The following is a 13920-nucleotide window of genomic DNA, read 5'->3' as shown; positions in this document are numbered from 1 at the left end:
CGGGCAGCTGATGGTGCATTGAAGCCGGAGGCTGTTTGAGAAAACGCCTCCGGTTTTTTATTTACTCCGCAGATGCTTATCATTCGCACCCTTGCGATTTTCCACCGCCGCTTTCCCAAACAGCCGCCTGCTTTCAAGCAGAAAGCGTATCAAGGACATGCGAGAGAAAGCGAGCGAGCAGATCATGTCAAGCACGGCAACGGCGAGTGCTCTGCCCTTCGGGGCAAAGCCTCAGGAGAAAAAGAAGAACTCGACGGCGGAGGTCGTCGCGGCGTCGATGGTCGGCACCGCGATCGAGTTCTACGACAACTACTGCTATTCCATTGCGGCAGCGAGCTATTTCGGCCTCATCTTCTTCACCGACGTCGCGAAGTCGAACCCCGTCTTAGCGACGCTGCTCGCGTTCGTCACCTTCGCCGTATCGTTTCTGGCGCGCCCGTTCGGCTCGCTTTTGTTCGGTCACTTCGGCGATAAGCTCGGACGAAAGAAAACCCTGGTCGCAGCACTTATGATGATGGGCATCGCGACGTTTGTCGTCGGCCTTTTGCCAGGGTATGACGTCCTTGGCCCCGCATCAGTCGTCCTTTTGTGCGCCTGCCGCGCGTTCCAGGGTGTTGGGCTTGCCGGAGAGTGGTCGGGCGCGGCGCTCGTGGCGACGGAGAACGCGCCGAAGAGCAAGCGCGCGCTCTACGGCAGCTTCCCGAACCTCGGAGCTCCGATCGGGTTCTTCTGCGCTTACGGCGTGAACCTCGTGCTCGACACCGTGCTCACGACCGACCAGATGGTCGCGTTCGGCTGGCGCATCCCGTTCCTCCTCTCCATCTTCCTCGTCGTCGTCGGCCTCGTCGTGCGCCTGCGCATGGCCGAGACGCCCGTCTTCCAGAAGGCGGCCGCCGAGGATCGCGTCTCCAAGACCCCGCTGCTCGACCTTCGCCACCATTGGAAGCGCGTCGTTTTGGGCACCTGCGCGGTGAGCATCACCTACACGCTATTCTACCTGCTCGGCACCTGGTCGCTTTCTTACGGCGTCTCCACGCTCGGCTTCTCTCAGCCGCAGTACCTCGGCTTCGAGCTTGTCGCCGTGTTCTTCTTCGCCGCGTTCATCGTGGTGGGATGCCTGTGCGCCGACCGCCGCGGCCGCAAGCCGGTGCTCGTTGTCGCGACCGCAGCAACGCTTGTGTTCGGCCTGGTGAGCCCGCTGCTTCTCGGAAGCGGCACCGTTGCGGGCGTCATGGCGTTCCTCTGCGTCGGTTTCGTGTGCATGGGCGCGGTGTTCGGCCCGTGCGGGTCGTATCTGCCCGAGCTGTTCCCCGCGAACGTGCGCTACTCGGGCGCCGGCCTTTCCTACAACCTCGCCGCGATCGTGGGTGGCGCGTTCGCCCCGACCATCGCAAGCGCGCTCGTCATGAACTTCGGCCTGGGCGCCGTGGGCCTCTACCTCGCCGGCATGGCAGTAGTCTCGCTCGTCGCGCTCGCATTCTTCAAGGAAAGCCGCGACATGGATTACGAGCGCTAGGGAGCTTTTCGGAAGGCACCGCCCGTCGCTTTCCCGCAAGTCGACGCGCTCGCCGGAAAGCGACGGGCGCGTTGGCGCTCGGAGGGCGGCCCTCAAGCCAGCAGACCGACCTCCGAGCGCCGCGGCTGTTAAGAACGGGTGACTTCGCGTTCTTGCCAGCCGCAACGGGCCCGTCCTTTGCTATCATTTCGGAGATATGCACGAAAGGACGCTTTCATGACCCAACATCTTACCGAACGCGACGTGCGCGATATCGCCACTTACGCGCGCATCGGGCTCACCGACGATGAGCTTGTCCAGATGACAACCGACCTGAACAGCATCATCGACACCTTGAAGCCCATCACCGAATTCGACCTCGATGGCGTTACGCCCACCTTCCACCCAATCGGAAGTCTCTCGAACGTCATGCGCGAAGACACCGAGCGCGAAAGCTTCACGCAGGAAGTTGCACTTGAGAACGCACCCAAGCAGCAAGACGGCAGCTTCCTCATCCCGTCCATCTTAGGCGAAGGGGGCGATCGCTAATGGCATTCTCCACCGACATGGGCATCGCCCAAATCCAGGCAGGCCTGCGCGCAGGCGACTTCACGGCGCGCGAGGTTGCGCAGGAGTCGCTCGCACACATTAAGGCCGCTGACGAGAAGGTCCACGCGTTCCTCGAGCTCACCGAGGAGGCCGCATACGCCGCAGCCGACCGCGTTGACGCCGCAATCGCCGCGGGCTCCTTCGACGAGCTTGGGCCCCTCGCTGGCATTCCGTGCGCCTTCAAGGACAACATGAACCAGGAAGGCACGCACACCACCTGCGCCTCCCACATGCTGGAAAACTACGTGTCTCCCTATACGGCCACGTGCGTGCAACGCGCGATCGACGCGGGCTGCATCCCCTTGGGCAAGCTCAACATGGACGAGTTCGCCTTTGGCAGCTCCACCGAGTCCTCGGCGTTCGGCCCCACGCACAACCCCTGGGACCTCGACCGCGTGCCGGGCGGCTCCTCGGGCGGCTCTGCCGCAGCGGTCGCCTCGGGCATGGCCTGCGTCGCACTCGGCTCCGACACGGGCGGGTCGATCCGCCAGCCCGCGAGCTTCTGCGGCATCGTCGGCGTGAAGCCCACCTACGGCATGGTCTCGCGCTACGGCGTGGTGGCGTTCGGCAGCTCGCTCGACCAGGTGGGGCCCTTCGCACGCAGCGTGGAAGACGCGGCGGCGGTCATGGACGCCATCTGCGGCCACGACGAGCTTGACTGCACGTCGCAGCAGGTGAAAGCCGATTTCCGCGCCGCCTGCACACAAGACGTCGCCGGCATGCGCGTAGGCATCGTGAAGGAGTTCATGGAAGCGGACGGCCTCACGGCGGAAGTCCGCGAGCGCACCCTGGAAGCGGCCGCCAAGCTTGAAGCCGCGGGCGCCGAACTCGTCGAGGTGGAGCTTCCGCACGTCGACGCGGCCATCAGCGCATACTACGTGCTCGGCCCCTGCGAGGCGTTCTCGAACCTCGCTCGCTTCGACTCGGTGCGCTACGGTCTGTGCGACGAGGGCCACAAGGATTTGGGCGGCCAATACGAGTCGAGCCGCGCGAAGGGCTTCGGCCCCGAGGCCAAACGCCGCATCATGCTGGGCAGCTACCTGCTTTCCGCGGGCGTGTACGAGAAGTACTACTATCCCGCGCAGCAGGTCCGCACGCTGATCACACAGGACTACACGAGCGCCTACGAGAAATGCGACGTCATCTTAGCGCCCGCAAGCCCGCGCACGGCGTTCAAGTTCGGCGAGATCTCCGATCCCGCGACGATGTACCTCTCCGACGTGTTCACCATCTCGCTCAACATCGCCGGCAACGGTGGCATGAGCATGCCCTGCGGCCTGGGGCGCGAAACCGGCCTGCCCATTGGCGTTCAGCTAATGTCGCCCCAGTTCAAGGACGAGAACATGTTCCGCGTCGCGATGGCTCTCGAGAAGGAATACGGCACCGCCCCCGTGGCGCCCGAATTCTCGGACGGAAAGGCAGGCGAGTAGCGTGAAGAAGCTCGAGCAAGTATTGCAAGATTGGGAAGCGGTCATCGGCCTGGAAATCCACACCGAGCTCACCACCCTTACCACGAAGATGTTCTGCGGCTGCAAGCTGGAGTTCGGCGCCGCGCCCAACACGCACACCTGCCCCGTGTGCCTGGGCCTGCCCGGCGCCCTTCCCGTGCCGAACAAGGCCGCCATCGAGTCGATCGTGCTCGCAGGCCTCGCCACGAACTGCGACATCGAGAAGCACTCCATGTTCTACCGTAAGAACTACATGTACCCCGACATGGCGAAGAACTTCCAGACCACGCAGGGCCCCGTGGCATTCTGCATGCGCGGCCATCTCGACCTCGACGTCGACGGCCCGGCGGCGAAGGAGCGCACCGACATCGCGGGCCTTGGCGCGGGCGACACTTACGAGAACGTCACCGTGACCGACACCGGCTACACGGCGCACGTGGGCATCACGCGCATCCACATGGAGGAAGACGCGGGCAAGATGGTCCACATCGGCGGCGATGAGGGCCGCATCGCGGGCGCCACGCATTCCCTCGTCGACTACAACCGCGCGGGCACGCCGCTCATCGAGCTCGTCACCGAGCCCGACCTGCGCACGCCCGAGGAAGCGCGCCTGTTCATGCAGAAGCTGCGCCAGATCTTCCTCGCCATCGGCATCTCCGACTGTTCGATGGAGGAAGGCTCCATGCGCTGCGACGGCAACGTCAGCCTGCGCCGTCGCGGGTCGACCAAGCTCGGCGTGAAGACCGAGCTCAAGAACATGAACTCCTTCAAGAACCTCCACGATGGCTTGGCCTACGAAATCTGCCGTCAGGCGGAGGTGCTCGAAGAGGGCGGGCAGATCTACCAGGAGACGCGCCACTGGGACCCCACGATGAAGCACACCATCGTCATGCGCGTAAAGGAGACCGCCGACGACTACCGCCTGTTCCCCGAGCCCGACTTGGCGCCTTACGACCTCACCGACGAGTTCATCGAGGGCGTCCGCGCCAAGCTGCCCGAGCTTCCCGATCAGAAGGCCGCGCGCTTCGCCAAGCAGTTCGGCCTGTCGGCATACGACGCCCGTCAGCTGGTGGAAGGCGAGCAGACCGCAGGCTTTTTCGAGAAGTGCATGGAAGCCGCCGGCGCAAACGCGAAGAAGCTCGCCAAGCCTGTCGCCAACCTGGTCATCAACGACATCGCAGGCTGGCAGAACGCGAACGAGGATGCCAACCTCGCCGACAGCCCGCTTTCCCCTGCGCGCGCCGTCGAGCTCGTCGGGCTGCTCGCCGAGGACGCCATCTCCTCCAAGCAGGCCAAGGAGGTCTTCGCCGCCGTCATGGACGAGGACAAAGGCCCTGCGGCCATCGTGGAGGAGCGCGGCATGAAGCAGGTGTCCGACACGGGCGCAATCGAGGCCGTCGTCGATGCGGTCATCGCCGCGAACCCCGACGAAGTGGCGCGCTACAAGGACGGAAATACCAAGGTCATCGGGTTTTTCGTCGGCCAGTGCATGAAGCAGATGCGCGGCCAGGGCAACCCCAAGGTCATCAACCAGCTTCTCGCGAAGAAGCTCGCCGAATAGGGCCCGGCGCACAGGGTCTTCCAACGTAACACGCCGATTGCCGCGCCCGAGGGCTTTCCTCGGGCGCGGCGCGTACAAGAAGGAGCAGAAGTGAACGCGCGCGATATGGATGCCGAAATGACGCGATGGATCGAAAACGTAACGGAGCCCGACCTTGCCGCCGAGCTTTCCCGCATGAAGGAAGCGGTCGAAACAGGGGACGAGTCCGCGTTCACCGACGCTTTCTTCCAGGACCTCTCCTTCGGCACGGCGGGCCTTCGCGGTACGCTCGGCGCCGGAACGAACCGCATGAACATCTACACCGTAGGGCGTGCCACGCAGGGGTTCGCCGACTACCTGAATGCACATTTCGAGAACCCGAGCGTCGCCATCGCGCGCGATAGCCGCAACAACGGCGAGCTCTTCGTGCGCACGGCAGCGGCCATCTTCGCGGCGAACGGCGTGCACGCGTACGTGTACCCGCGCATTTCCCCTGTTCCCACGCTTTCGTGGGCCGTGCGCGACCTGGGCTGCTCGGGCGGCGTATGCGTGACGGCGAGTCACAACCCCGCCGCCTACAACGGCTACAAGGCCTATGGACCCGACGGCTGCCAGATAACGAGCGAGGCCGCGGCTGCTATCTCGGCCGCAATCGAGGGCACCGACCTTTTCTCGGGGGTGAAGTCCGTTGACTTCGACGCCGCGCTTTCGAAAGGCGACATCACCTGGATCGACGACGCGGTGCTCGAGCGCTACTATGATGCGGTCCTGTCGAAATCGGTAAGCAACCTAAGCGCCGATGAGGTTGCGAAGGCGCCCTTGAAGCTCGTGTATTCCCCGCTCAACGGTACAGGACTCGTCCCCGTGACAACCGTGCTTGAGCGCGCAGGCGTCACCGACATCACCGTCGTCCCCGAGCAACGCGATCCCGACGGCAATTTCCCCACCTGCCCGTATCCCAACCCCGAGATCCGCGAGGCGATGCAGAAGGGCATCGAGCTTTGCGAGCGCGTGCATCCCGATTTGCTGCTCGCAACCGACCCCGACGCCGACCGTGTGGGCGTTGCCGTGAAGGACGGCGAGGACTACCTTCTGCTTACGGGCAACGAGATGGGCGTGCTTCTGCTCGATTACATCTGCCGCATGCGAGCCGAACGCGGTGAGGACCTGGCCGAGAAAGTGGCCGTCACCACGATCGTGTCGAGCGCGATGGTCGATGCACTCGCTGCAAAATACGGCTTTGAGCTGCGCCGTTGCCTGACCGGGTTCAAATATATCGGCGACATCATCACCGAGCTTGCGGACGCGGGGCAGGCCGACCGCTTCATCTTCGGCTTCGAGGAGAGCTACGGATACCTCTCGGGCGACCATGTGCGCGACAAGGACGCCGTGAACGCAAGCCTGCTCATCTGCCAGATGGCGCAGAGTTACAAGCTGCAGGGGAAAAACCTCGCGGACGCAATGCGCGACCTGTACGCCGAGCACGGGTACTGGCTCAATCGCACCGTGTCGGTGTCGTACCCCGGCGCCGAGGGGGCTGCCGCTATGGCAGCGATCATGGAACGCTTGCGCGCGGAGGCGCCGAGCGAGGTTGCCGGCCTCGCCGTCGAGGGCGTCGTCGACTACGAGGATGCGGGGACGGGGCTTCCGCCCGCGAACGTCGTCGAGCTTCGCCTGGCGGGCGGCAACAAGGCCATCGTGCGCCCGAGCGGCACCGAGCCCAAAATCAAGCTCTACGTGTTCGCAAAAGACGACACGAGGGAAGGCGCCGAAGCGCTGCTCGACAGCATTGAGGCTTCGGGCCGCAAACTGCTTGCATAAGGCCGCAGCGGGGAAGGCGCGACCGCAAGCTCACACGGGGCCACAGCGGGGAAGGCGCAGAGCCGCAAATTGCTTTGCCGCGGCCCTACGCGGCGACAGGGAACAAGCTGCTCGCACGGGGCCGCAGTGAGGAAGAGACGCGGAGCTTCCCAGTCCGGAGCACGTTTGCCGCAAGGGCTGCTGCCCCTGCGATCACTTCGCCTCGGAGACGCCATCGGGCTCTCTCCCTTCAGCCCATCTCGCCGAAAACGAGCCCGTCGTGGACAGATATTGTCGATATGCGAGGAGTTTCCTACTACTAACTTTCTTCCATCAATTCCGACCTGGGCAAACGTAGGGCGAAGAGAGAAGGGTCCTCCCCGCCGTCAGATTTCGACTCACATATCGACGATTTTTGTCCACGACAAGGCGCTTTCAACGAAGAGCTGAACGAGTGCACAGCGTCCCGAATACTCTTTTTGCGCGATGTGCGCAGGTTTTTACGGCGGGCGGCGGGCTGCCTAAGACGACAAGACCAGGAAAAACCGCACCTCCCTGACCTGACGCTATGAAGAAGCGCTCGCCTGCATACCGGCAATGTACAAGCAAGCTGCAGCAAAACCTGCGCACATCGAGCGAAATAGTCAACGCAGTAGAAAGGGGCCGATTGCTCTACTCCTTGATGCGCCATGAATCAGGAGCCCATCAACAGCAGCAAGGTACAAGACCGCAAGGGAGGCGATTCCCAGCTCAGGTCGTGAAGTCTGATTACGGCTTCATGGCCCTGGTCGCAAGGGCAACAGGGGCAGCGGCTCCCCGATTCAAGGCGCAACAGCCGCAGAACGCGCGAAATCAGATTAACCCGCGCGGTGTGCCTATTCGCTACGGCAAAACACCTGATGTCGTCGCATACTTTCTCGCGAAATTGCAGTATTATGTAAATTCGCATCGCGTGGTGGCAACCAAGCTCACGCGCGGTGACTTGGTTGGGATTATCTGGGAAAGGCACATATGGACTTCAACGCATGGCTCATCGACGTCAGCGGGCAGATCGACGGTTTTCTGTACACCTACATCTTGCTCGCCCTGCTCGTCATCGTGGGCATCTACTACACCATCCGCACCAAAGCGGTGCAGATCCGCTACATCAAAGACATGTTCACCCAGATCACCGAGAAGAAGCATGTCGAAGGAAAACGCTCCATCTCGTCGTTCCAGGCGCTCATGGTATCGACCGCGAGCCGCGTGGGCACGGGCAACATCGCAGGCGTCGCCACTGCTCTTGCCACCGGCGGCCCGGGTGCGGTGTTCTGGATGGGGCTTATGGCCATCGTGGGCGCGGCATCCGCGTTTATCGAGTCCACGCTCGCGCAGATCTGGAAGGTTCGCGGCAAGGACGGCGAGTTCCGCGGCGGCCCCGCATACTACATCCACCAGGCCCTCGGCAGCCGCGGGCTCGGCGTGCTGTTCTCCGTGCTGCTGATCTTGTGCTTCGCGTTTGGCTTCAACGGCCTGCAGGCGTTCAACGCCACGAGCGCGCTCGAGTACTACCTGCCCGGCGAGTCCATGCCGAAGGCCGCCATCGCGTCAGGCATCGTGCTCGCCGTGATGACCGCCGCCGTCATCTTCGGCGGAACGAAGCGCATCAGCGTGATCACGTCGATCGTGGTTCCCATCATGGCCATCGCCTACATCGCGATCGCACTCTGGACGACCATCACCAACATCACCTGGCTGCCCCAGGTCTTCGCGCTCGTCTTCTCCTCGGCGTTCGACTTCCAGTCGATCTTCGGCGGCTTCGCGGGATCGGTCGTCATGCTCGGCATCAAGCGAGGCCTATACTCCAACGAGGCCGGCATGGGCTCCGCACCGAACGCCGCCGCCACCGCAAGCGTCTCCCATCCGGTGAAGCAGGGCCTCGTGCAGAGCCTGTCGGTCTATATCGACACGCTGCTCATCTGCACCTGCTCGGCGATGATGGTGCTCGTGTTCTACGTGCAGGACCCCGCAGCCGCCGCGAACCTCAACGGCATGCCGCTCGTGCAGATGGCCGTGAACAACTCCGTCGGCGAAGTGGGCATCCACTTCATCACGTTCGCCATCTTCGCGTTCGCGTACTCGAGCCTCATCGGCAACTACTTCTACGCCGAGAGCAACCTGCGCTTCATCAAGGGCGATAGCAAGGCGCTGCTCACGGTCTTCCGCATCGTGTGCCTGCTCGTCATCTTCTACGGCGCCACGAACAGCTTCGATCTGGCGTGGAACTTAGCCGACATCTTCATGGGCCTCATGGCGATCATGAACCTCATCGCGATTCTGCTGCTTGGCAAATGGGCGCTCGCCGCGCTCGACGACTACTCGGCACAGCGCAAGGCCGGCAAGGACCCCATCTTTGTCGCCGACAGCATTCCCGGCATGCCGAAAACCGACTGCTGGCATCTTGAGGAGGTGCGCGACTTCGGCGAGCCGCCCGTGAAGGAATACCTCGACGAGGCGATCGAGACCGATTACGTCGGCCTGAAATAGGTTATTCCCGAACTATCGGGAAACGGAAACATCCTTAAACGAAAGGGCTCCAGTTCTTATAATTTAAGGCGCATATTGCTCGCGCCGTATCAAGGGAGGCTGACAATGGATCGTGCAGAATTCATGGCTCTGGAGTCCTCGAAAAAGGCCGAAGTGCTCAACGCGCTCCTCGATGAGGGGAAAAACCAGAAAGAGGCCATGGGCGCCGTCGGCGTCACCATCAAGGACCTCATGGTAACGCAGGTGTTCTTCTCGAAGACCGAGGGTCGCTTCAACGCGAACGCCGTGGGCGGTTACTCGAATTTCCACAGCGACTCGACGGGCGAGGCCGCAAAGTAGCCTATCACGCGCTACAATCACCAGCAGACCGAAAGCGGGGGCTGCCGCATGATTGCGGCAGCCCCCGCTTTGCGTGACGGCATCGACGGTAAGTCTTTCCAGAATGCGAAGGGGAAAGACATGCTCGGCATAGGCATCGGCATAGGCTCCACGGCAACGAAGATTGCCGTGCTCGACGAAGGCGGCGCAGTCGTCGACGTGGACGTGCGCCCCAGGCACTATTCGCCTGGCTCTGAGGCGACTTCGCCCATCTTCTCCAGGTTATCCACGAAGTCCGCGATAAGCGCAGCGGACTGATCGCACACGAAGACGCGCTCGCGGTTGTCGATGGCGACTTCCTTTACGATGCCCGCCTTGACCAGCTGGCGCATCGCCTCGTTCGTGGCACCGTAGCTCTTCCCGATGCAGTTGGCGGCATGCCGCGTGGCAAGCTGGGGGACGGCTAAAAACAGATCGAGTAGCCTGTCGGTCGCCGAGTTCGCGGGGATCTTCAGCCCGCGCGACCTCCAACTATCGCGGAGCTTGCTCACCTTCGAGATGAACATGTTAGCGATGACGACGCCCATCGAGGTGTTGCGCGCATTGTAGGAAGCCCACTGCTCCTTGTAGACCTTGTGGCTCTCGCTTGTGAGCTCCTTGCGGCTCGCATCCTTTAGGGTCCTTCGGTATTCCCGCTCCAAAGACGCGCCCCAGCAGATAGGAACCATGAGCTCGTTCGCGAAGAGGCCGCGCCTGAACATGGGCATGAACGCGAACAGCAGGCCGGTCCGGTCGATCATGGAGTCGAACGGCACGATGCGCTCGAAGGCATGGTGGATCACCGACGCCTGGCCCAAGGGGGAGAAGTACTCGCCGTTGCAAAACTCGCACAGCTTCCTCATCTCGCGAGGGATCTCAAGCGGCACCGAGCCTTTCTTGTACGGCAGGTAGGTCTTCCTGAAACCGTGGGCGCGCTCGTCGGAGTTGACGCCGAAGAGCAGGATCTCGTTGAGCCGCACGACCGTTTCCAGCGTCGCTTCGAAGCCGGGCTTCGCGATGCGCGAAATCCACTCGAGCGCCTGCATGTAGTGCAGGGCCTCGATGACAGAGCCGCTCGTCTCCTCAGGCAACCGCAGCATCGACCGCATCGATGCGAGGCATCGCTCGACGTCGTTGTCGAACTTCCAACCCGCGACGTCGAAAAGAACGATCAGCGGCACGGGCGGAAGCGCTATGTCGTGGACCATGCGGATGGCGAACACGGCGTCGATTGCGAGCAGCGTGTTCTTCAGATATTCGGCATGCGGAAGCTGCGTCGCCCGCTCCCCGAAGCGGATCATCTCCGCCTCGGCGCTGAAGAACGCCGCCTGCGTGTCAGCCGAGAATGGCTTGAAGTAGTCCATGATTCCCCCTCGAAATCATGTATGTCCCCCTGTAAAGATAATATTACAGCCAGCGGGCACGAGGCGGGGAAATTAGTTCTTGCTGTCTCAAATTGGGGACAAGATTGTCCTGAATTCCCACTATTCAGAAATATTCCACGACCGAAACGTGTCCGCTTTCACGGGAAACGGAAACGCCCTATGCAGGCGCCTGCCGTGCCCTGCAGAATCGATGTGGGAGCCGCGCATTGAGGACGCGGCAGCTCCAAGCGAGCTAGTTTCCTATGGAGAAGGAGGGGCCATGTCAAGAGATTCGTTAGTCGAGAAGTACAACGAGCGTCACGAGGGTGTCGATTACTTCTACACCACGTGCCACAACAACGGCTGCTGGGATGCCACGTGCTTGATCAAGTGCGGCATCAAAGACGGCAAAGTTGTCTCGATCGAGCCCGATGATTCCGTGAACGCAGGCATCGCGCGCGAAGACGACGACGAGAACGCCGTCCAGACCGGCATGCTGCAGGCCCGCGCGTGCCCGATGGGCCATGCGTGGCGCCAAGAGCTCTACTCCGAGAACCGCCTGCTCTACCCGATGAAGCGCGTGGGGGAGAAGGGCAGCGGGCGCGGCCACTTCGAGCGCATTTCCTGGGACGAGGCGCTCGACACCATCGCCGAGAAGATGCGCGTCATGGCGAAGGAGAACCCCGATCATCCCTGGCTGTACTACTGCTACTACGTCGCGTTCGAGAGCTCCGACTTCCCGTTCGCGTCGTATATGCCTGGCACCATCACCGGCTGGGGCGACCACTCCACCTCCGGTAGTGCCGCTGCAGAAGACTTCCATCTGGGCGTTCGTCTGACGGACTGCCTGATCAAGGGCACCTCCGACGCCTATCCGGGGTTCGAGGCACCTGACCTTTTGAACTCCAATCTCGTGGTCCTGTGGGGCTTCGACCCGATGGTCTCCTGGTTCGGCATGGTTCCGTACTACATGAAGCTCGCGCAGGAGCGCGGCACCAAGTTCATCCTCATCGATCCCGTGTACAACGTGAGCGCCGAGGTCCTAGGCGCCCAGTGGATCCCCATCCGCCCCGGCACCGACACCGCGTTCGGCCTGGCCGTGGCCCATGTCCTCTACACCGAGGATCTCTACGACCACGACTACGTCGCCAAGTGGGTCGAGCCTGACGGCTTCGAGGAGTGGCGCAGATACATCGTCGGCGAGGTCGACGGCGTCGTGCACGATCCCGAGTGGGCAGAGCCCATCACCGGCATCCCCGCTGAGACCATCCGCGAGTTCGCGCGCTACTACGCGAAGATGAAGCCCGTACATCTCCACCAGATGTACGGCGTTTCCAAGCGCAACCTGGGCGACTACGCAGCAGCGGTCGCGATGTTGCTCCAGGCGATGACCGGCAACCTGTCCATCCCCGGCGGCTGCGAGGGCGGCGGCGCCAACCTGGTCACCCAGCCTCGCATCTTCGCACCTGTCCCGAACACGGGCCAGATCCCGGGCGATGTCGTCAACCCGATCACGAACAACAACAACAAGGTCACCGAGCTCATGCATTGCCAGAAGCTCTACGCAGCCGGCGAGATTACCGAAGACGAGTTCCGCCGCCGCATCGGCTGCCCGCCCGACAGCCCCTTGCCGTGCCTGAAGATGGCCATCATCCCGAACAACTACATCAACAACCAGCACAACGTCTCCAAGCGCATGAAGGGCTTCGCCAACATGGAATTCTCCTGGGGTTGGCAGTACTTCAACGACCAGCCGTCCATGGAGTTCCTCGACATCGTGCTGCCCTCGCCGATCATCCAGTTCGAGTCGACCGACATGCACTTCTTCGGCATCAATCGCTTCTGGGGCTCGCCGTCGGGCATGATGAACTACTTCCTGTTCGCCGGCAAGGGCGTGAACCCTCCGGGAGAGATCCGCTCGAAGGACTGGGTCTGGATGGAACTGGCGCGCCGTCTCGGCTTCGCGGACAAGTACAACCCCAAGATGCTCGACGTCACGGATTGGCGCGAGTGGGACGAGCAGGTCATCGAGCGCATCTACAAGCCCGCCTACGAGGAGTGGGCGAAAGACGAGACGGGCATCTTGGCCTACAACGGCATCGAGCCGCGCCCATGGGAGGAGTTCGTGAAGCTGCCGATCGTGCGCGTTCCCGGCGAACCCGGCGAATGGTTCTATCCCTTCAAGAACACCGTTGAGTGGGATCGCTCGCCGTTCAAGACCCCGTCCGGCAAGATCGAATTCGAGAGCTCGTATGTCAAGAACAACGACCTCACCAAGACGCGCTACGGCGGACTCTATGACGCCTACCCGCGTTGGCAGCCGACCTACCAGGACCTTCCCGCCAACGACAGCTACTACCACCCCTGGACGCAGAACTACCCGCTGTCCATGGTCACGCCGGTTTCTACGTATCGCCAGCACTCCGCCAACGACCAGAACCCCTGGCTTAAGGGCGACTGCTACGAGCACATGGTCCGCATGTCCCCGGCAGACGCCGCCGACCGCGGCATCAAGACGGGCGACCGCGTGCTGGTCTACAACCAGTTCGGCGAGGTCGAGATCACGGCATACGTTTCCTCCAAGCTGCTCCCCGGCACGGTTTCCATCGCCCATGGCGAGTGGTCCAAGTTCGACAACGTCCGCAAGACGAAGCTCATGCCCTACGGCATCGACACCGCAGGCAACTGCAACTTGCTCATCGGCGACACCCATCTGCCGCACATCGTCGGCGCGCTGCTGACGGCAGGCTTGGTTGAGATCAGAAAGGTAGGGGAATAACC

General features: G+C 62.4%; 9 protein-coding genes. 8 read left to right on the top strand and 1 reads right to left on the bottom strand.

Annotation, left to right across the window (positions count from 1 at the left end; genetic code table 11):
* The first annotated feature begins 184 nt into the window (after positions 1–184).
* From ACMRQN_RS01915 to ACMRQN_RS01885, 7 genes are all read left to right on the top strand, one after another.
* Entirely contained in the window at positions 185–1516 is a 1332-nt protein-coding gene (locus ACMRQN_RS01915) for an MFS transporter (protein WP_418733590.1), read from the top strand.
* Between the two features lie 216 nt (positions 1517–1732).
* Complete coding sequence (gene gatC / locus ACMRQN_RS01910) at positions 1733–2044, top strand: Asp-tRNA(Asn)/Glu-tRNA(Gln) amidotransferase subunit GatC (RefSeq protein ID WP_158049050.1); 312 nt, start codon at positions 1733–1735, stop codon at positions 2042–2044.
* On the top strand, positions 2044–3534 hold the full coding sequence (gene gatA / locus ACMRQN_RS01905; RefSeq protein ID WP_418733589.1) for an Asp-tRNA(Asn)/Glu-tRNA(Gln) amidotransferase subunit GatA: 1491 nt from the start codon (positions 2044–2046) through the stop codon (positions 3532–3534). The genes gatC and gatA overlap by 1 nt, the downstream gene beginning before the upstream one ends.
* Before the next feature lies 1 nt (position 3535).
* Positions 3536–5113 carry an Asp-tRNA(Asn)/Glu-tRNA(Gln) amidotransferase subunit GatB gene (gene gatB, locus ACMRQN_RS01900; protein ID WP_418733588.1) on the top strand — a complete coding sequence of 526 codons (1578 nt, stop codon included), beginning with the start codon at positions 3536–3538 and terminating at the stop codon, positions 5111–5113.
* Between the two features lie 90 nt (positions 5114–5203).
* Positions 5204–6913 carry a phospho-sugar mutase gene (locus tag ACMRQN_RS01895; protein WP_418733587.1) on the top strand — a complete coding sequence of 570 codons (1710 nt, stop codon included), beginning with the start codon at positions 5204–5206 and terminating at the stop codon, positions 6911–6913.
* A gap of 990 nt (positions 6914–7903) precedes the next feature.
* The gene (locus tag ACMRQN_RS01890; RefSeq protein WP_418733586.1) at positions 7904–9418 is read left to right on the top strand and encodes an alanine/glycine:cation symporter family protein; all 1515 of its coding nucleotides are present in this window, start codon (positions 7904–7906) and stop codon (positions 9416–9418) included.
* A 105-nt stretch (positions 9419–9523) separates the two neighbouring features.
* On the top strand, positions 9524–9757 hold the full coding sequence (locus ACMRQN_RS01885; RefSeq protein ID WP_158049054.1) for a hypothetical protein: 234 nt from the start codon (positions 9524–9526) through the stop codon (positions 9755–9757).
* Positions 9758–9975: 218 nt separating this feature from the next.
* Here ACMRQN_RS01885 and ACMRQN_RS01880 read toward each other — a convergent pair whose 3' ends face one another.
* A complete protein-coding gene (locus ACMRQN_RS01880) occupies positions 9976–11139 on the bottom strand; it encodes a Fic family protein (RefSeq protein ID WP_418733585.1) in 1164 nt (387 codons plus the stop codon).
* A gap of 280 nt (positions 11140–11419) precedes the next feature.
* Between ACMRQN_RS01880 and ACMRQN_RS01875 the strand changes: the two genes are divergently transcribed.
* The gene (locus ACMRQN_RS01875; protein ID WP_418733584.1) at positions 11420–13918 is read left to right on the top strand and encodes a molybdopterin-containing oxidoreductase family protein; all 2499 of its coding nucleotides are present in this window, start codon (positions 11420–11422) and stop codon (positions 13916–13918) included.
* The last annotated feature ends 2 nt before the right edge of the window (positions 13919–13920 follow it).

The sequence above is a fragment of the Ellagibacter sp. genome (assembly GCF_048412355.1).
Taxonomy (GTDB): Bacteria; Actinomycetota; Coriobacteriia; order Coriobacteriales; family Eggerthellaceae; genus Ellagibacter.
Note: the sequence above shows the minus strand (reverse complement) of the source record. Positions and strands in the feature narration are given on the sequence as shown.